At 48.3% G+C, this 19,717-nt stretch carries 13 protein-coding genes and 1 pseudogene; 3 read left to right on the top strand and 11 right to left on the bottom strand.

What is annotated here, in order from left to right; all coding sequences use genetic code 11:
• Positions 1 to 7: 7 nt before the first annotated feature.
• From ruvX to aspS, 5 genes are all read right to left on the bottom strand, one after another.
• Positions 8 to 523 (bottom strand): Holliday junction resolvase RuvX, encoded by a 516-nt coding sequence (ruvX, locus tag CIP100161_RS06865; RefSeq protein ID WP_155873048.1) that lies wholly within the window; start codon positions 521 to 523, stop codon positions 8 to 10.
• A 264-nt stretch (positions 524 to 787) separates the two neighbouring features.
• Positions 788 to 3,454, bottom strand: a complete 2,667-nt coding sequence (gene alaS, locus CIP100161_RS06870) for an alanine--tRNA ligase (protein WP_155874556.1) — start codon at positions 3,452 to 3,454, stop codon at positions 788 to 790.
• A 162-nt stretch (positions 3,455 to 3,616) separates the two neighbouring features.
• Positions 3,617 to 4,975 (bottom strand): replication-associated recombination protein A, encoded by a 1,359-nt coding sequence (locus CIP100161_RS06875; protein ID WP_155873050.1) that lies wholly within the window; start codon positions 4,973 to 4,975, stop codon positions 3,617 to 3,619.
• A 36-nt stretch (positions 4,976 to 5,011) separates the two neighbouring features.
• Entirely contained in the window at positions 5,012 to 6,361 is a 1,350-nt protein-coding gene (locus tag CIP100161_RS06880) for a protein kinase family protein (RefSeq protein WP_155873052.1), read from the bottom strand.
• A 35-nt stretch (positions 6,362 to 6,396) separates the two neighbouring features.
• On the bottom strand, positions 6,397 to 8,196 hold the full coding sequence (gene aspS / locus CIP100161_RS06885) for an aspartate--tRNA ligase (RefSeq protein ID WP_179951830.1): 1,800 nt from the start codon (positions 8,194 to 8,196) through the stop codon (positions 6,397 to 6,399).
• Between the two features lie 226 nt (positions 8,197 to 8,422).
• On the opposite strand from aspS, the pseudogene ypfJ reads away from it, so the two are divergent.
• Positions 8,423 to 9,306 (top strand): annotated as a pseudogene (ypfJ, locus tag CIP100161_RS06890) (KPN_02809 family neutral zinc metallopeptidase).
• 81 nt (positions 9,307 to 9,387) lie between these two features.
• On the opposite strand, the gene CIP100161_RS06895 reads toward ypfJ, so the two are convergent.
• The 3 genes from CIP100161_RS06895 to CIP100161_RS06905 all read right to left on the bottom strand — a co-directional run bounded on the left by CIP100161_RS06895 (position 9,388) and on the right by CIP100161_RS06905 (position 14,896).
• Positions 9,388 to 12,057: a DEAD/DEAH box helicase gene (locus CIP100161_RS06895; RefSeq protein ID WP_155873058.1), complete on the bottom strand. Its 2,670-nt coding sequence runs from the start codon at positions 12,055 to 12,057 to the stop codon at positions 9,388 to 9,390.
• Between the two features lie 64 nt (positions 12,058 to 12,121).
• On the bottom strand, positions 12,122 to 14,143 hold the full coding sequence (locus CIP100161_RS06900) for a YhgE/Pip domain-containing protein (RefSeq protein WP_155873060.1): 2,022 nt from the start codon (positions 14,141 to 14,143) through the stop codon (positions 12,122 to 12,124).
• Between the two features lie 18 nt (positions 14,144 to 14,161).
• A complete protein-coding gene (locus tag CIP100161_RS06905; RefSeq protein ID WP_155873062.1) occupies positions 14,162 to 14,896 on the bottom strand; it encodes a P-loop NTPase family protein in 735 nt (244 codons plus the stop codon).
• Between the two features lie 162 nt (positions 14,897 to 15,058).
• On the opposite strand from CIP100161_RS06905, the gene CIP100161_RS06910 reads away from it, so the two are divergent.
• The gene (locus tag CIP100161_RS06910; protein ID WP_155873064.1) at positions 15,059 to 15,649 is read left to right on the top strand and encodes a TetR/AcrR family transcriptional regulator; all 591 of its coding nucleotides are present in this window, start codon (positions 15,059 to 15,061) and stop codon (positions 15,647 to 15,649) included.
• A 44-nt stretch (positions 15,650 to 15,693) separates the two neighbouring features.
• The gene (locus tag CIP100161_RS06915; RefSeq protein ID WP_155873066.1) at positions 15,694 to 17,082 is read left to right on the top strand and encodes an L-serine ammonia-lyase; all 1,389 of its coding nucleotides are present in this window, start codon (positions 15,694 to 15,696) and stop codon (positions 17,080 to 17,082) included.
• A gap of 71 nt (positions 17,083 to 17,153) precedes the next feature.
• Here CIP100161_RS06915 and hisS read toward each other — a convergent pair whose 3' ends face one another.
• The 3 genes from hisS to tpx are packed head-to-tail and all read right to left on the bottom strand — an operon-like array spanning position 17,154 to position 19,631.
• Positions 17,154 to 18,425: a histidine--tRNA ligase gene (hisS, locus tag CIP100161_RS06920; RefSeq protein ID WP_155873068.1), complete on the bottom strand. Its 1,272-nt coding sequence runs from the start codon at positions 18,423 to 18,425 to the stop codon at positions 17,154 to 17,156.
• A 40-nt stretch (positions 18,426 to 18,465) separates the two neighbouring features.
• Positions 18,466 to 19,122 (bottom strand): MBL fold metallo-hydrolase, encoded by a 657-nt coding sequence (locus CIP100161_RS06925; protein ID WP_155873070.1) that lies wholly within the window; start codon positions 19,120 to 19,122, stop codon positions 18,466 to 18,468.
• 11 nt (positions 19,123 to 19,133) lie between these two features.
• Positions 19,134 to 19,631 carry a thiol peroxidase gene (gene tpx / locus CIP100161_RS06930; RefSeq protein WP_155873072.1) on the bottom strand — a complete coding sequence of 166 codons (498 nt, stop codon included), beginning with the start codon at positions 19,629 to 19,631 and terminating at the stop codon, positions 19,134 to 19,136.
• Between the last annotated feature and the right edge of the window lie 86 nt (positions 19,632 to 19,717).

Below are 19,717 nucleotides of genomic sequence, written 5' to 3' on the forward strand. Positions count from 1 at the left end.
GGCTTTTCTACGGGGTTGTCCGATTCTCTAGTATGTTGTTTCGGGCATCCAACCAAGATTGAAGAATTTCTACTGCTGCGGCTTGGTCAACAACGCTTCTCCCCTTTTTCGCTGAAACACCAGAGGCTCTGAGAGCTTGCGTCGCAACCACGGTGGTCAGACGCTCATCAGCCATTTTCACTGCAACATGTTCACACCCATTTTTATGCATCCGACGCCGAATCCTAAAAGCGACATCTTTGGCATGTTTGACGCTTTTTGAACCATTGCCTTTTAGATCTCGCGGAAGCCCGACAACTACTTCTACTATGTGATTGTCACAAATTACTTCTGCGATTCTGTCGATGTCTTGCTTATCGCTGTCTTTAAGCCCTGTTTCGCGTGCGACTGTTTCAAATGGCGTTGCTATACGAGCACCAGAATCGGACATTGCTAATCCAATTCGAACGGTACCTACATCAACGCCGAGTCGTCGCCCCATGCCGGGATCGTTATCTCCGGGAATGTCTGGTTGAACTACCATGTAAAAATCCTTACAGCGTGAACATTGCGCAGTCACTAAAGTAAACTTTTGACGTTTAAAGGCACAATTGACACGTACGGCGATGTACCTAGCAAATAAATGTTACCTATTTGTGACCGTCGAACGCCAACTTATGGGTTTTATGCCACTATTACCACGATATTTATCAAATATTACTAGAGCTCATTCAAAAAAATCCGACCGTATCGACGAACAGTAAATTATTGTTTACATCGATGCGGTCGGGGTTTCAAAATAAATCGCTTATGCTGACATCTCTGCCTTTACAGCTGCAATTCCTTGCTCGAATCCACTAGAGTTTCGTGCAGATCCTTGAGCCATGTCTGGCTTCCCACCGCCATTTCCTTCAATGTACTGTCCTAGGATCTTCGCGTATGCATTCGCTTTATATCCTGCGGAAACAGCAGCCTTTGTAGCGCCGACAACAAATGGTGCCTTACCGGAGGCGTCTTCGCCCACCAAAGCAACCACTGCAGGAACATCGCCTAAGCGTTGTTTAATATCTGCAGCAAGAGAACGAAGATCACCCATGTTTTCCACATCGGAGACTCGCTGGGCAACAAGCTTGATCCCATTGACCTCTATGGCCCCTGCAACTAGCCCCGCAGCTTGGGCAAGCAATTGAGCCGAACGCATATCAGCAATAGCTTTTTCAGCGTCTTTAAGCTTTTGAGTCAATGCAGCAATACGATCTGGTAACTCTTCCGGCTTAACTTTCATTGAGGATGCGATGTTTTCTACAAGCGCTTGCTCTTTGGCCAAGTACTTGAAGGAATCGAGTCCTGTGTACGCCTCGATACGACGTACGCCTGATCCCACAGAAGATTCACCCAAAATTGCAACAGGGCCGATTTGCGAAGAATGTGCTACATGTGTGCCACCGCATAACTCGATGGAGAATGGTCCACCAACTTCGATGACACGAACTTCCGATCCATAATTCTCACCGAACAAGGCCAGTGCTCCCATTGCTTTTGCTTCCTCGAGAGAGGTTTCAATGGTATTAACATCCCAATCGGAGTCAACGGCTTGGTTAGTTATGTTCTGAATTTCTTCCAGCTGCCGTGGTGTCAAGCTTTCAGTGTAGTTAAAGTCAAAGCGAAGATAGCCAGGCTTGTTCATAGAACCAGCCTGAACCGCGGTAGGGCCAAGCACTTGGCGCAGAGCAGCATGGATCAAGTGCGTTCCTGTGTGCGCTTGTCGAGCAGCATGACGCCAGTCACTATCTACCTGTGCGGTTACGACATCGCCAACGCTTAGTCCGCCCTGTGCCACAGTAGCCTTATGGACCCAGAGCTTCTTTCCAATTTTTTGGACGTCATTGACATTTAGCACTGTGTCGCCCATGAGAATTTGACCGCGGTCGCCTAACTGGCCACCTGCTTCTGCATAAAGCGGAGATGCTTCCAGAATTACTTCGACTTTTTCACCGGCTTTGATTTCGTTAACCTTGTTGCCGGCGGACAATAGACCCAATACCTTGGAATCGGTTGTGAGCTCATCATAGCCAGTAAAGACTGTAGGGTGCTCGTCTACCCATTCACGGTATATGGACAAATCCGCGTGCCCATGTTTTTTAGCGCGATTGTCGGCTTTTGCTCGTGCGCGCTGCTCCGCCATCAATGAATTAAAGCCTTCAATGTCAACGTTGAGTCCCGCTTCAGCTGCCATCTCAAGCGTCAGATCGATGGGGAAACCGTAGGTATCGTGAAGCTTAAAAGCAGCTGCGCCGTCAAGAACTTTATTTCCGGAATTCTTTACTTGGTCTGCTTTGTCTTCGAAAAGCTCGGTTCCTGAAGCCAAAGTCTTAAGGAATGCCTTTTCTTCGGTGATCGCAACTCGAAGAATACGCTCACGGTTATCCGCAATTTCTGGATATGAAGGAGTCATCGTATCCATGATGGTGTTCATGAACTTTTCAAGCGTCTTACCCTTAGCACCAAGCAAATGTGCAGATCGAATGATACGACGCAACAGGCGACGCAGAATGTATCCGCGTCCTTCATTTCCTGGAGTCACTCCGTCAAGAATGAGCATCATGCCCGTACGCGAGTGGTCAGCAATCACACGGAAACGAATATTATCATCGTCATTCGTACCGTAAGTTGCTCCAGTCAGCTCTTCTGCAACATTAATAACTGGTCGCAACAGATCAGTTTCATAGACGTTGTCTACACATTGAAGGATACAAGCAACACGCTCAATGCCCATTCCGGTGTCAATGTTCTTTTTAGGAAGCGGTCCGATAATTTCAAAATTATCCTTGCCGATGCCTTCTCCACGCTCATTTTCCATGAAAACCAAGTTCCAGATTTCCATGTAGCGGTTGTCATCAGCAATTGGACCACCTTCAGCACCATATTCGGGGCCACGGTCATAGTAAATTTCCGAGCACGGACCGCAAGGGCCAGGGATGCCCATTGACCAGTAATTATCCGCCATGCCTAGTCGCTGGATGCGTTCGCTAGGAACACCAATCTTTTTGTTCCAGATTTCTGCGGCTTCGTCGTCATCAAGGTAGACAGTGACCCACAGGCGCTCAGGATCTAACCCCAAGCCACCTTCAGCGACCGCTCCAGTGAGCAACTGCCATGCATGTGTGATGGCGCCTTCTTTAAAGTATTGACCGAAGGAGAAGTTACCCGCCATCTGAAAGAACGTATTGTGGCGGGTAGTAATACCTACTTCCTCGATATCAAGGGTGCGTACGCATTTTTGAATCGACGTTGCGGTGCCATTAGGAAACGGTGGGTTCTGTTGACCCAAGAAGTATGGTTTGAACGGAACCATACCTGCGTTGACGAACAGCAGGTTCGGGTCGTCAAGAATCAACGACGCGCTTGGAACAGCTTCGTGTCCAGCTTTGACGAAGTGATTAGTAAAGCGTTCCCGAATTTCATGGGTCTGCACAGCAGTAGTCCTCGCTTGATAGTTAACAGTTTTCATTTCTCTTTACTGCATGACCTGAGTGTGCACATGCCAGCAGAAAAGCAATCGGTTTTCTAGCTTACCCGTAGATCGATCAAAACAAATCACAGGCCTTGCGTATCATCAAATCTTTTTACCAAAAGCTTATCGACGTTGCCCTCGTACAATCCTACGCAACTTGCCTAAGTAACTCTCGATCCGTTGTTCTGCCCCATGCTCGCTTGGGCGATAATAAACAACATCCTCAAGTCCGTCAGGGATATATTGCTGCTCGACAATTCCTCGAGGATCATCATGCGGGTACTTATACCCAACGGCGTTTCCCAGTTGCTTGGCACCCGCATAATGACCATCACGCAAATGCGCTGGAACTGGACCTGTTTTACCTTGCTTTACGTCTGCTAGCGCAGCATCGATCGCAGTTATCACAGCGTTGGATTTTGGCGCCGTCGCCAAGTGAATAGTTGCCTGCGCTAAATTGATACGTGCTTCTGGCATACCAATCAAAGCGACTGCTTGACTCGCCGCTACTGCTACGCTCAATGCTTGAGGATCCGCCATGCCAACGTCTTCACTGGCGTGAATCACAAGGCGACGCGCGATAAAACGGGGGTCTTCTCCTGCATCGATCATTCTGGCGAGATAATGCAATGCAGCATCAACATCAGAGCCTCTCATCGACTTGATAAAAGCACTGACAACGTCATAATGCTGATCTCCATCGCGATCATATCGAACAATAGCTTTGTCAACATTGTGCCGAATGATCTCAGGCGTTAGCTCTTCCCCATCGGCTAGAGATTCAGATGCCGCTTCTAAATAGGTTAATGAACGCCGTGCATCGCCGCCTGAAAGGAGAACTAGTTGTTCCAACGCTTCGTCAGAAATAGTGATTCGATTACTAAGACCTCTTTTATCTTGCAAGGCATGCAACAACACGGTTTTAATATCGTCATGAGTTAAAGGTTTTAATTGCAGAATGAGCGAGCGTGAAAGCAACGGCGCAACTACGGAAAACGAAGGATTTTCAGTTGTAGCTGCAACCAACAAAACTGTTCGGTTTTCTACGGCAGCAAGTAAGGCGTCTTGTTGCGTCTTGGAAAAACGATGGACCTCGTCGATAAATAAGACCGTCCGTTTTCCATGAATAAGGTTTCGACGTGCTTGATCGATAACCTCTCTGATTTCTTTCACGCCAGAATTTAATGCAGATAATCCAACAAATTCATGGCCAGTACCAGCACTTATCAACGAAGCAATCGTGGTTTTACCAGTTCCAGGAGGCCCATATAAAATCACAGATGCATCACCAGATCCAGCAATCAGCCGCTGTAGAGGCTTCCCAGGGTCTAACAGATGGCGTTGCCCCACAACTTCATCCAACGATTGAGGGCGCATGCGTGCTGCCAATGGTGCATACGGCCCCGCTTTGAAAAAGTTATGAGCATCTGAATCACTAAATGACCGAGCAGTTTGGACTGAAGAATCAAAAAGAGAATCCATCACGCTCCTCAGCCTCCTTTTCGTTAGTCTGCAACTCTATTCAGCCGACTCATCGTCCGTGAGGAGGTCAACAACTGCTTGGGCAAAATTAGCAACTACCGGAAATCTCGTATCCGACTCTCGTTGCGCAAATCGATTCAATGCTTCAAATGTCTCATAGAGATCCTGTCGAAGCAAAGCAACCAAATCTGCATCCTCACTCGTATCTGGAATAAACGTTCCCAGTAGAATATCGCCAGTAGCGGCAATTTCTTTAACGATTTCCTCGACATCAAATGCAGTCGCATTTTCGGTACCTATTTTATGAAAAAGCTCTTCATAGGCTTCACTGCTAGAACCTAAATACATCATCGTTACGCTTGAAAAAGCCCAGCCGATTAGTGCAGTTAAAATCCGCGCGTGTAAACGGGGCGTATTCCGTACGTTGGGCCACATATCCCCAACCTGTTGTACCCATGATTCGATGAAAATATCTGCTTCAGCATCCGAGATGGGGCGAGCAAAAAGATACTGAGGAAAACCTGCGATAACACTAGCCACATCAAAGGCCGCATCACGGAATCCGGCCCACTCATAATCTAAAAACTCGGTGCGGTCAGCCACAATAATGTTGTCTGGAGACAAATCAAATGGTGTAAAGGCTCGATGTTGACCGGTAACTAACCTTCGCATTGCTTCTTGTGCAAAGCTTTTCACTACATCCGGAACCGTAATCCCGGCTTGTTCCACAAGTGTGATTCCCACGCCGATATTAAGACGCAGTAACCTTTCTCTGAAACCGTGCATAGGCTGCACTTCTGGATGTTTGACTAACATCCTATGGAGCAAAATATTAAAATCTTGTTCCTTGGCAGCTGTTCCTACATGCAGCTTTCCGATAGCTTCACCCAAATTGCGCAAAATCCCAATTCGCACATCATTTTCATGTCGCTCAAGGAGCTCGGCGAATGTATCTCCATCTCCGGAATCGGAAATCACCAGAAGGTGCTGTTCTACGTCATAGGCCAAGAGGACAGGACCTGGTCGAACATCAGCATTCAGAGATGTTGTGAACTGATAAGAAACTACTTCACGCATCAGCGTGGATTCGTCGATAAGCCTTCCAGTGGGCGGGATATATTTCACAACCACTGAACGATTGGGAAAAAATGGGGACGACGCGACACGAGCTCTCAATACGACTGCTGCTCCTGATCCTGCTAAGCGATCCCAATCAGTCAATGATTGCGAACCACCATAACGCTTAGTCAAAAGTTCTTCAGCAGCAGAAATAATCTGGCTGTGCGATTCAAACATCACGTCGGTTTCTTCCTTTTCATTAAGCGATACCGCTTTCGCGAAAATCGGGGCTCCATTAGCATCATTATGACGCCAACAAAGCCCCAATTTCTAGTGCCTAGCCCACTGTGAGCTTTGCATTGTTAGACCGCGGACTCGTCAGTCTTTTTCTTTGGTTTGAAATCCACGCCAGTTTCTCGACGCTGCTCAAGTGGAATGGGTGCGGGAGCGTCGGTCAGCGGATCAACGCCACCACCTGACTTCGGGAACGCAATTACGTCACGAATTGAGGAGAATCCGCCAAGCAACGAGACGATTCGATCCCAACCGAAAGCAATTCCGCCGTGTGGAGGAGCGCCGAAGGCAAAGGCATCAAGCAAGAAACCAAACTTCTCGCGAGCTTCATCCTCCGTGATGCCCATAACTTTAAAGACTCGTTCTTGAACATCACGACGGTGAATACGAATCGAACCGCCACCGATTTCATTACCGTTGCAGACAATGTCGTAAGCATAAGCAGTTGCTTCTCCTGGATTCTCGTCAAAAGAATCTAGCCATTCAGGCTTCGGAGAAGTAAAAGCGTGGTGAACTGCAGTCCACTTCGAATGACCAAGTGCCACATCTCCTGATGCCGTTGCATCCGCAGATGGCTCGAACAACGGTGCATCTACGACCCAAGTAAATGCCCAATCACCTTCCTTGATCAAGTCAAGTTTCTTAGCGATTTCGTTTCGAGCAGCACCCAAGAGCGCGCGTGAGCTCTTAGTCTCACCAGCAGCAAAGAAAATGCAATCGCCTGGCTTTGCGCCAACATGGGCTGCAATACCAGCACGTTCTTCGTCAGTGATGTTCTTAGAAACTGGGCCGGTAAGCTCACCATTCTCGCCGACCAAAATGTATGCGAGCCCCTTAGCTCCGCGCTGTTTCGCCCATTCCTGCCAAGCATCAAGCTGACGACGTGGCTGAGAAGCTCCACCATCCATCACAACTGCACCGACGTATTCATTTTGGAACACTCGGAAAGTGGTGTTCTTGAAGAAGTCTGTGCACTCAACGATCTTAATGTCGAACCGTAGATCGGGCTTGTCCGAACCATATAGACGCATAGCATCGGCATACGTCATGCGTGGAATCGGTGTAGGAATCTCATATCCGATGAGCTTCCACAGCGAAGAAACAATCTCTTCAGCCAATGCGATGACATCATCTTGATCAACAAAGCTCATCTCGATATCGAGCTGAGTAAATTCAGGTTGACGGTCAGCGCGGAAATCCTCATCTCGATAACAACGAGCAATTTGGTAGTAGCGCTCCATGCCCGCAACCATTAAAAGCTGCTTGAATAGCTGCGGTGATTGAGGTAGCGCGTACCATGATCCTGGCTTCAGACGAGCTGGGACAAGAAAGTCACGGGCACCTTCTGGAGTCGAACGCGTCAGAGTTGGCGTCTCGATTTCAACAAAATCGTGAGAATCGAGTACATTACGCGCCGCTTTATTAGCTTGCGACCGCAACCTCAAGGCTGCGCCTTGGTTCGGGCGACGCAAGTCTAGGTAACGATACTTAAGGCGTGTCTCTTCTCCGACTTCGCCTCCCTGAGAAACATCATCAATCTGAAATGGTAATGGTGCAGCTTCATTCAGGATTTCCAAGTCAGTGACGTTGACCTCGATTGCACCCGAAGCAAGATTGGGGTTCTCGGAACCTTTTGGACGAGCCTCTACTTCACCGGTTACCTTGATACAGAATTCACTCCGCAGGTGGTGTGCCTGCTCAGCTACATCATTTTCACGGAAAACGACCTGAACCAGCCCGGAAGAATCACGGAGATCGATGAAGATAACACCACCATGATCTCGACGGCGTGAAACCCAACCTGTGAGGGTAACTGTCTGGCCGGCGGTCTCTTTACCAAGATCACCTGCGAGATGAGTGCGCAACACGTGCACCAAATCCTTTCGCTTGTACGGGAGTTAGCCCGCCCTTTGCTTATCAACTGAACGATTTTAACGCGTTACCGTAATATTCGCGACACCAGACCACCTTTTACCCCAAAGTGATTGATTGCCGTTTTCATTTGGGGTCATTTTCATCCATGCCACTTTCAATTTTGCATTTACGCTGCATAAAGGAACTCCTCACGGCTAAAACCTATGGCATGATGAGAACATGACTTTTCGTGGCGGTATAGAAAACCAGAAAATCTTGCCAGATCGGGCGGCGGTAGCGGCGGACGCATCGCTGCAGGAGGCGGCATAGGAACATTACTACTCGTAGGATTATTCCTACTCATGGGCGGCAATCCATCAGACTTAGGTCAAATTATTGGCTCTGATTCTACACAAAATCAACAACAAGCGCCCCCTGGGACTTTGGAGCACTGCAAGACAACGGATGATGCAAATGTACATGCGGACTGCCGTGTCGAATTTACTGCTATTTCGGTTAATCAAATGTGGCAAGAACAACTTCAAAAGCAAGCTGGAATTGCATTCGAAAAACCCAACATCACAGTATTTTCACAAGCGGTTTCCACAGGTTGCGGCACCGCCTCTTCTGCTACCGGCCCTTTTTATTGCCCCCGTGATCGCACCGCCTATTTTGATGTTAGCTTCTTTGATTCCTTACAACGTTACGGAGGCGAAAATACTCCGTTCGCGCAGGAATACATTGTGGCACATGAGATCGGGCATCATATTCAAAACCTAGAAGGCACACTAGGACTATCTGATTATAATGACCCCGGCCCTAATTCGAATGCAGTCAAGATTGAGTTACAGGCCGACTGCTATGCGGGTGTCTGGGGACATTACGCAGATAAAGGGGATAATGCCTTCCTTGAACCGATCACCAAACAACAAGTCGATGATGCTATAACGGCGGCTCGCGCAGTTGGCGATGACAACATCCAAGAACGCGCAACCGGAAGAGTCAACGCCGAATCGTTTACTCACGGTTCTTCCGATCAGAGACAACGAGCATTCCTCGCAGGATATAATTCAGGGAAAATGAGCAGCTGCGATACTCTCGATCGGCACGTGTACAAAGACTAATTTGCTGTTAGCCGCAAAGTCATATTTGCACGATGGTTAATGGATCTTTTTCCAACTTGAATAGTTGGAAAAAGATCCATCTTAGTTATCAATCTGTAAGCGATCGTGTTCTATCTCAATAATATTACGGGCTAGCTCTCCTTCTGAGACATCTACGGCGTCAAAAACCTCTGCTGCCTCAGCATCCCGAGCATAATTATCAAATACTGCCCTCTTATGCTCCAATAATTCGGTAAGTCTTTCGTCGACAGTATCGGCGCCAAAAAGTCGATAAATTGTGACAGGATCTCGTTGCCCCATTCGGTGTGCACGTGCAATAGCTTGATCTACCAGCGTGGGCTTAACTTGCGCTTCAGTAAATATAACCACACTGGCTTTTTGAATATTTAGCCCTACACCTCCTGCAACAATTTGCAGCAATAACACATGTCTGCCAGTGTTTCCCAACTCATCAATCAGCTGTTGTCGTCGTTGAGGCGACACATCTCCTGTGATTGATCCCGCAACGTATTCGCCCAAATCTTTTTCAATACGTTCGAGCACACTGCGAAAGTAGCTAAATATAATTACGTTCTTTCCAGCACTTTCTGCCTCTTTCACAATGTCGATTAAGCGCTCCATTTTCGCACAATCAGGCCGAGCTGCTAGCATCGCTGCCCTTCTCATCAGCATCCAGTTACGTTCATGTACTGCGTGTCTGTATAGATGTTCATCCTCTGCACTGAGCTCGATCCATTCAGTGTGATCGATTTTTTCAGGAAGCTCGTCAAGGACATCGCCTTGATTTCTCCGGAGATAAAGATGCGCTATATGAGCTTTAAATGCTGGAGCTAATCGTGGTGCACTTATTGCACAATGCGAATCGAGATAAGAAACTAATGTACAAAATTCTTCTATTCCATTTTCCAATGGAGTACCACTGAGAAGAAGCGTATATTTCGATTCTGCAATAATCCGCGAGACCGCTCGCGATCGTTTAGCCTCAGGATTTTTTATGTAGTGAGCTTCATCGACGATGACAACCGTGGCCCCTAGAAGCTGCATAGTTCTCGCACCATCATATGTAACGATAAGCGCCCCAGCAGTATCATTCCATTGGGTAACTGCTTTTTGTTTGTTTTCTCCATGCGCAATCTGAACAGGAATGGTGCAGAATTTTTCCCATTCTCGAGCCCAGTTAGTCACCAGCGACGCTGGGACAATGATTAGTATCTTTACTGGGTTCTCAGCAGATTTTTCAGCAGCAACATGAGCAGTTGCTGCGATAGCTTGCACAGTTTTACCAAGGCCCATTTCATCGCCAAGAATTACTTTGCGCTGAACAATAACAAATTTTGCCCCAAAACTTTGATAACCACGCAGAAAGACATCTCGTAGTAAAGAAGTATTGAGCTTTAATGCGCGAATACGTTCTAACGTTTCGGGCGATAAACCGCTCTGACTATAGGGCATTTGGTCATTCCCACGAATGGCAGACCATAGCGACTGGTAATGCGCTGGGCGTTCACAGTAATCCTTCCAAATGTCTACCGAGTCTTGCCTCTCAGAGAGTAGGTCTGGAATGGATAAAGCTATGTTTGCCCAAGAAATATCATCAATAAACTGCAAATATGCAGTGTTGTGCTCATCTGACCCCTTGCTATAGATCACAAAATACGCCGGTGGAATAGACCTCCATAACGCTTTTTCATGTGTGATTACTGGTTGCAAGTACCGTTCAAGGCGATCAATGCGATCCAATTCGTCTGATAGTGCTTCCCTACTCCGACCATAGTGATAGAGAATATTAAGAAGGGCCTCGAGTTCCGTGCTCTGCTCTGAACCTAAAGTGGAAAGCGGTTGGGCTAACGCCTCCGAATAGAGGGTCTGAGCTGCAGCTTTTACCCGCTTTGCGGTTTGTTGTCCGACGCCTGGAATTTGTTCCAAGTCTTCAACTGAACGAGAAATTATTTCTGCCACGGAAGTTATTCCCTGACGCTTTATCGCAGCAACACTAACACGTTCGCTGGTCACTTGGCTTAGAGAATCGATACTAAGGCTACCGAGGAGTGCGAGCGCACGGCATTGAATAATTTTGGTTTCTGCTTGAAGCGCTTTGCGTTGTAGCGTCCACGGTGAAAGCGGATGCGTCCGTAATTGTTCGCACAGGAGAATTGCTGGCCTTACGTATTCTTTGCTCAGATTATCAATACAGACTTCCGGAAGCTGCATTGCAGACGCAAGGCTTGATCGCACAGCTCTACTGTAGGGAGAGCTCAGATTGTCTACCAGAAAATGATGAACTCCTTTTTTATAAGCTGCTTGAGCGCTATCATATCGGCGCAGATATTCAATGACACGAGATAACTGCAATTGAAGTTCTGGATTCGCGACTAGGTTTTCAAGCTCTGTTGCAGCCGATCCGAATTGCTGATTCGCGGTGGAAGAAACCCGGCGCGTAAGTGTACTCCATACACCAATTTTAGTTTTGTGTAAAAGGTCTACGATACCTGCCGTTGAGTCGATAAATTTTTCAAGGATTTCCGTAACTTCAATGTAATCTTCGGAGAATTCTTCGTGGGTGAAGAGATGCGGTGGCCAGGATATAGCGGTTTGAGGTACGACCCATACATCGCTGATTTTTCCGTGAGTGTTGAACTTTGCTGGTTCATGTGGCTCTAGTAGCGAGTTCAGAAGTAATCGAGCACGCTGTGCGACTTCCCTAAGGTACGTTCCTTGGGAGCGCAGCGTGCTCATACGAAGTGGGTCCATATTGTCCGATTATTTCATTTTCTTTGAATTCGGACGATGTTTTTTCGTTATTGAGATACAGGTGTTATACCGCTACTTCTGGATGGAAGTCTTTCATCTTCATTTGCCGTTCTCGCATTGCGGCAATTGTAGAAAATAGTAGGAAAAGTGCACCGATGAAGATCAAGACGCTAACACCTTGTACTGCTCGATGGTCTAAAGCTACGTCTGTTGGGTAAATCGCCTGCCGAAGGATATTTACTGAGTATGTCATCGGATCGAAGGTATGGAACCAGCGCAGTGGTGCTGGTTGTGTTTCCGGTGGGTACAGTCCTCCGGAAGATACGATCTGTAGCGACATGAATGCGATACACAATACGCGTCCGACAGTAGAGCCGAATACTGTGTTGAGTCCTTGGGTTATCGCCATGAAGCACATGGATGTCAGGCACATCGCTCCCCACAGAAGGAATTCGTTATGAGCGTGAAGCCCAATAGCATAGCGTTGCACTAAGAACATAATGGTTGCTTGACAAAATCCCACGATAACGGCAGGTATATAGGATGCTAGAACAACGCGGAATGGTGTTACACCTGAATCAACTACACGTCGCTGTAGTGGACGCATGAGCATGAAGGTTACGGTGCCGCCCATGAATAGTCCTAGTGCGATAAACATAGGTGCGAGCCCTAATCCAAAAAGCGAGAGGGAATCTCTGGCAACGTTTTCTGCCACAGGTGTAGATACGTTTCGCGCTGAGTCAGCGATCGTCTCATCAGGGAATTGCGGAATTTTGTCTTTGCTCTCTCCTAGCTTGAGCGATAGTTCGGAAGCGCCTTCATCAAGACGAACTAATCCTGAGCTAAGTTGCGATGCACCCACCGTCAGCTGTTGAGATCCTGCTGAAAGCTTGGTCGTGCCATCGGCTAGGGTCTTGGTACCTATAACAAGCTTTTCGGAGCCATCAGACAACTGATGCAACCCAGTGGAAAGTTTTTGAGCACCTTCCGTTGCTGAATTTATACCTGCGCGATATTGTGCCGTGGGATCGGAAAGCTGTCGGTGTATTTCCGATGCCCCGTTTCGTAGTTTCGAAAGCTGAGTCATCATATCCGATTGAGGACCGATTCCGGCTGCGTTGATGGAGTTAATAATGCCGTCGGCGCTGTTAGCAAGGTCGATCGCTTGGGGTATGCCTGTGGCACGTAGTTGGGCACTCAGGTTAACGAGTGGAACTGTCAATTGTGCTTGAGCGTCGCTCGCTTGTTGTGCGACGCCCGCGAGCTTATCGACGCCCGCAGATACTTGACCCGCGCCGTTTCCGAGGGTATCGGTCGCTGCGTTGAGTTTTGTTAGTCCGTCGGCGAGTGCGTCAGCACCGTTACTCGCGGTATGAATTCCCTGGTCAAGTTGGCCTGCGCCGTCGTAAAGCTTGTGTGCTCCGTCGTTTGCTTGTTGGAGTCCATTGTTGAGCTGTGTTGAGCCGTCTGCCAGCTTGTCGGCACCATCATGAGCTTTATGGGATCCGTCTGCGAGTTGGCCGGCTCCATCTGCTGCAGCGCCAAGGCCTTGGCCGATGGTATTAAACCCGACAAGGAGTTGGTTTGCTACTTGTGATCCAAGATTCTCATTTACTGCGGCGAGAACGCGTCCTACAACTTGGTTACCCAACATTGTAGCTAAAAAGCCATTGGCATTGTTGTAGACAGCATTTAGTTTTGCTTGATGTGGCTGGGGATCCTTTACGCTGGTAGCAGCTTGAGAAAAATCTGTGGGGAATTCGATAGCGAAGTAGTAGGTGCCGTCAGCAATTCCTTTGCGAGCTTGTTCGGCGGAGACCTCTATAAATTTTGCTTGTTGTTGATCGACAAGTCTATGGGTGATCTGTTCACCTGCGTTGATGGTCTTGCCTTCTTTGGTTACTCCTGTATCTGAGTTGACTACTGCTACGGGCAATTTGTTGAGATGTCCGATTGGATCCCAGTAAGACCAAACAAATAATCCGCCGAAGAGCAAGGGCATAAGCATGATAACGACAATTGCTATGGGAGGTAGTTTTCCATGTCCGAATCTGCGGAATTCCGTACCGATATGAAATAGGTTCATGATGTTAGGTTTTCCTCGTTATGCCTTTGCTTTTTGCTTTCGTTGTAGGGCGCCAGCAACGTGAATCTCGTGGTCTGCAATTTTGTCAACGTCATCGTTGGCGGACATAGCGACAACGGGTATTGATGCAGCAATGTTTTTTAACTCCCTTAAAAGATCAGCTCTTAAGCGGAGGCTTCGGATTTGGTCGATATCGTCCACAATGAGCAAGTCTGTGTGTGGTCTTGCAATTAGTGCAAGAGCGATACGTAAGCGAAAACGGGTGAGGGGGTCGAGATCTCCAATGCTTTGTCTCGCAAAATCTTTACTGTTGGGAAGACCGAGTAGTTTGGCTGCGTTAATGAACGTTTCCGACTTGGTTACCTCCCGAGGAACTCGGCGATACCAAGGCTGTGACCATGCCAATTGTTCACGCACTGCAGCTGTGACTGGCACGAGTCGTTCGAGTGAATCTAATTCCGGTACACCTGCCAAGGCGACTGCTTTATGCAGTTGGCGTGGCGTTGTTAGCACCGTGTCTGAATCCTGAGCTTTTAATTCAATCGAACCACTTATGGGCTTCATACGTCCTGCGAGCGTCATCGACAACGTGGTTGCCGAATTTTCTCGACCGCAGTGCACCAAGCTAAGACCAGCGTAGATTTTTAACTCTAGGAGGTGCGTACCACTGACCATATGGAGGTCAGAAACACTTAGGATCGGCTGATCTTCAGTCGGTGCGTTGTCCGTCGTGAGGCTGTGCGTTGTTTCCACGAACGGGGGATCCTATCTTGTTAGTCGTTTTTCTAAAATGTATTAGGGCTACCGCAGAGGTGTTGCACTCACAATAAGTGAGAAGGTACCCTCCACTAAAGCGGATCATCAACATATTTCTCTCCCAAGACACCATTGTCAAACCCTCGAGGACTCTAAACTATGCGAACGGACGCGTTACGAAGGCGAAACAGCATTATCTCAGCCGGAAGCGCTCTCCTTATTCAAGCCGGTACTCACATGACGGTCGAGTCAGTCGCAGAACGCGCCAAAGTCGGAATCGCAACGTTGTACCGAAACTTCCCAACGCGGGAGCATCTCCTTAATGCCTGCATTAGCAATATCGCTGACAATGGCATCGAACAGCTCAATTCCATAGCCAACTGCCCTCCCCGATCATCGGGCGAAGCCAAACAGCAACTCATCACTCTCATATCTCTCATTTCTACGATTGGGCTTAATATCGTTATTCCAGCCATCATCCAGCCTCCCGAATCAAGTTTGGCTCCAGAATTTTTAGACGCCCGACGTACGCTCATGAAGTTGATGCGCACTATCGATTCCAATCTTCGGGCCACAGGACTAATTCATCCCTCCATCTCAATCTTGGACTTCTACACCGGCATTATTGCTCTATGTGCACCCCCTCATTTCAGTGCGACAGATACACCGACTCCCACAACTGAGCACCTCATCGACATCTTCATTGCAGGTTGCAAAACTGGAGTAGCTAAAGCCACTAAAAATAGCTAGGTTGGTAACTTCCCCCATCTTCCCCACCCCGATCAAGGAGCAGTATGTCAATCAGTGTCACTGATTTGTTTAGTATCGGAATTGGCCCTTCTTCCTCCCACACCGTTGGGCCACTTCGCGCGGCTGAAGCATTTCTTAGTGAAAACAACTGCCCTGATGATTCCGAAATTGCTATCACCTTGCATGGTTCCCTCGCTGCCACCGGCATCGGCCACGGTACCGATCGTGCAGCAATTCTTGGCTTAGCAGGCTACACCCCTATCACTCTTACGCCTGACGTAAAACCTGTTTTTGGCTCCGCAATTCCCACCCAAGGAACAGTCAGTGGCCCCCGAGGAGAGGTACATTATCGCCTCATTTTCGACCCAGTTCCACTACCAGAACACCCCAATGCGATGACTTTCGTCGCCTATGACCCCGATGGCAATCGTATCGGCACCCCTGAGATCTATTACTCCATCGGTGGTGGTTTCATCGCAACAGCCGATACCATGCGCGAACAAAGAACTCCAGAGACAGCTGTCAAATCAGCAAATCAGGACCTAATGCCGTATCCGTTCACCACAGGAGACGAGCTTCTGTATCAATGCCAGAGCAACGCTCTCAGTATTCCACAGCTTATGGAAGCCAATGAAACATCAATCCATGGAAGCATCTCGCCTGTAAACGAACATCTCGATTCCGTATGGGCCACTATGCAAGAATGCGTTAATCAAGGATTGAGTACGTGGGGAATCCTACCGGGTGGACTCGAAGTAGAACGGCGTGCGCCACAGCTTTTCCAACATCTCACTGATGGCCCAGTGGATACCAATGATGCCCTTCGCGCAATGGAATGGGTGAATCTCTTTGCCCTCGCAGTCAACGAGGAAAACGCAGCTGGCGGACGGGTTGTCACTGCTCCTACAAATGGTGCGGCAGGAATTCTCCCTGCAGTTTTGCACTACGCTGAAAAATTTGTTCCTCAATTTACGGAAACAAGCCATCGAGATTTCTTGCTAACAGCTGCCGCTATAGGCATCATCATCAAATACAACGCTTCAATTTCCGGTGCTGAGGTTGGATGCCAAGGTGAAGTTGGCTCAGCAAGCGCTATGGCCGCTGCTGGTCTATGCCAAGTCCTCAATGGAACCCCACGCCAAGTAGAGCATGCTGCAGAAATAGCTCTCGAGCACAATCTCGGGCTAACCTGTGATCCAGTCGGTGGCTTGGTCCAAATTCCATGCATTGAACGCAACGCCATTGGTGCAGTGAAATCTATCAATGCAGCTCGCTTATCGCTTATCGGATCAGGTAAACATCGTGTTCGACTCGATGATGTGGTGCTTACTATGGCTGAAACTGGGCGAGACATGCTCACAAAATACAAAGAAACTTCCACAGGCGGCCTAGCTATTCATCTTGGACTTCCTGTCAGCATCACTGAATGCTAAAAGCGGTGGGACTGCACGAGTAATAAAAATACTATGTATTCCCACCGCCGAAAGCGTGGCCTCCTCGTGTCTTACAACGCTGACTGAATCTCCAAGATCAAATTGTCAAGGGGTACATCGCGTTGCTCTTGTTGAGCTAGATCTTTAACAGCAACACAATTGTTTTCAAGCTCACGATCGCCTAACACAAGAGCAAAACGAGCTCCAGCGCGGTCCGCACCTTTCATCGCACCTTTCAAACCGCGATCGCCATAGGCCATATCTGCACTGATACCAGCAGAACGAAGTGCGTCGATGATCCGAACCATTTCGCGCTTCGCTGCCGAACCCATGGCCACACCAAAAACGTTCACTCGAGAGCCATCGGTTACTCGCTTTTGTTCCGCTTCAAGAGCAAGCAAGCAGCGGTCCACTCCCAGTGCATAGCCGATACCTGAAAGTTCTTGGCCGCCCAACTGCGCCATGAGGCCGTCGTAACGCCCACCGCCTCCAATACCCGACTGTGCACCCAAACCGTCATGAACAAACTCAAATGTGGTCTTGGTGTAGTAGTCCAAACCACGAACCATTCGAGGATTGACTACATAGGCAACGTTGAGATCATCCAGCATTCCCGTAACCAGCTCGAAGTGTTTCCTACTCGAATCAGACAGGTTATCCAACATCAACGGCGCATCTACAGTCATCTCTTGAATTTCTGGACGCTTATCGTCCAAAACTCGTAGTGGATTAATCTCCGCACGATGACGAGTTTCTTCGTCCAAAGGCAGCTTAAACAAGAATTCTTGGAGCATTTCTCGGTATTGCGGACGACACGTGTGGTCGCCAAGACTCGTAAGCTCCAAACGGTAACCAGTCAAGCCAATTGCCTTGAGAGAGCGGTCCGCAAGTGCAATAACTTCCGCATCGAGAGCGGGGTCATCAACACCGATAGCTTCAACGCCTACTTGTTGCAGCTGGCGGTAACGCCCCGCTTGCGGGCGCTCATAGCGGAAAAACGGACCATAGTAGTTGAGCTTGACCGGAAGTTGTCCGCGATCGAGATTGTGCTCGATAACTGCACGCATTACGCCAGCTGTACCTTCAGGACGAAGCGTAACTGACCGATCCCCTCGATCCGCAAATGTGTACATTTCTTTCGTTACCACATCGGTTGATTCACCGACGCCACGGGCAAACAAAGTGGTGTCTTCAAAGATCGGCAGCTCGATGTGCTCATAACCCGCCAGATGCGCTTGATGGGCAAAAGTATCACGCACCTCCAAAAATTCGGGGGAAACTGGTGGAATATAGTCTGGCACACCCTTAGGGGCTTGAATCGTCTGCAGTTTCTTTTTACTCACGTCGATACAGCTTAGCGGTAGCAATAAAACAATTCGAGTACTACACCCTCAAATACGGATTCGAAGCCCTCTCAGCGCGCATCGTGGTAGCTGGACCATGCCCAGGCAATATTGTCAATGAATCCTCTAACCCAAGAACTACAGTCTTTAGACTGGTCTCCATAGCATGAGGATCAGAGTGCGCAAGATCAGTCCGTCCTATCGATCCTTTGAAAAGCACATCACCTGAAAAACAGAAGTCTTTACCAACGAACAAGACGCACCCAGGTGAATGACCAGGCGCATGGCGAACAACGAATCGTTGACCACCAAGTTCAACTTCATCACCATCGCCTAAATAGCTCACTGAAACTGGGAGATTCATCGCATCGGCGTGGAAAAGTAATCTCGAGTCCTCCGACATTCCTTTCCCCTTGTCCAAAAAGAATTCATCGTCGCGATGAATCTGCAACGCCACTGCCCAAGCATTAGCAAGAGCAGCAGCATCCCTACAGTGATCAATATGGCCATGAGTGAGCAAAACTTGCACTACTTCAACGCAGTTTTCTTCACAGTACTGATCAATTAGCTCTTTCGCGCAGAGTCCAGGGTCTACCACGCTCGCGTATCGACGCCCCTCAGATTCCTCCGACAGCACCACGTAACAATTGGTTTGATACGGTCCTGCTGGAAAACTCAAAATCTCCATGTGGCTCATCCAACCGTATTTTACTTGATGGACGCCAAAGCAGCCGCATAATCAGGCTCAGTCGTGATCTCATCGACCAGCTGGGAGTGAAGAACAGTACCTTGCTCATCAGCAACGATGATGGCACGGGCTAACAAGCCCTTCAATGGTGATCCCTCGAGGACAACTCCATAGTCTTGACCAAAAGAAGAACGGAACGAGGATCCCGTAATGACATTATCGAGGCCCTCAGCAGCACAGAAACGAGAATGCGCAAATGGTAGATCCTCAGAAGCACAAATCACCACAGTGTCAGCTAAATCAGCCGCTTCCTTATTAAAGTGCCGCACCGATTGCGCGCAAACCCCAGTATCAATAGACGGAAAAACGTTGAGAATAATCTTTTTGCCGGCAAACCGCTTAGCATCGAAATCAGTCAAATCTGCATCGACGAGAAGGAAAGGAGGAAGAGCCTGCCCAACTTGTGGAAGAGATCCGCTAGTTTCTACTGCTAATTCTTGAAAATGTGTAATAGCCATAGCCCCAAGGGTAACGACGAATCTCCTTCCTTGCTACAGGCTCTAACTTTGGGGCATCACAACAGCAAGCTAGACTTACCAACAAT

The organism is Corynebacterium rouxii (assembly GCF_902702935.1).
In the GTDB taxonomy this organism is placed as follows: domain Bacteria; phylum Actinomycetota; class Actinomycetes; order Mycobacteriales; family Mycobacteriaceae; genus Corynebacterium; species Corynebacterium rouxii.

What these genes read in the sequence shown, in the direction of transcription:
- ruvX (WP_155873048.1), bottom strand. Translation starts at nt 523, where the DNA reads ATGGTAGTTCAACCAGACATTCCCGGAGATAACGATCCCGGCATGGGG.
- CIP100161_RS06875 (WP_155873050.1), bottom strand. Translation starts at nt 4,975, where the DNA reads ATGGATTCTCTTTTTGATTCTTCAGTCCAAACTGCTCGGTCATTTAGT.
- CIP100161_RS06895 (WP_155873058.1), bottom strand. Translation starts at nt 12,057, where the DNA reads ATGGACCCACTTCGTATGAGCACGCTGCGCTCCCAAGGAACGTACCTT.
- CIP100161_RS06900 (WP_155873060.1), bottom strand. Translation starts at nt 14,143, where the DNA reads ATGAACCTATTTCATATCGGTACGGAATTCCGCAGATTCGGACATGGA.
- CIP100161_RS06910 (WP_155873064.1), top strand. Translation starts at nt 15,059, where the DNA reads ATGCGAACGGACGCGTTACGAAGGCGAAACAGCATTATCTCAGCCGGA.
- CIP100161_RS06915 (WP_155873066.1), top strand. Translation starts at nt 15,694, where the DNA reads ATGTCAATCAGTGTCACTGATTTGTTTAGTATCGGAATTGGCCCTTCT.
- CIP100161_RS06925 (WP_155873070.1), bottom strand. Translation starts at nt 19,122, where the DNA reads ATGAGCCACATGGAGATTTTGAGTTTTCCAGCAGGACCGTATCAAACC.
- tpx (WP_155873072.1), bottom strand. Translation starts at nt 19,631, where the DNA reads ATGGCTATTACACATTTTCAAGAATTAGCAGTAGAAACTAGCGGATCT.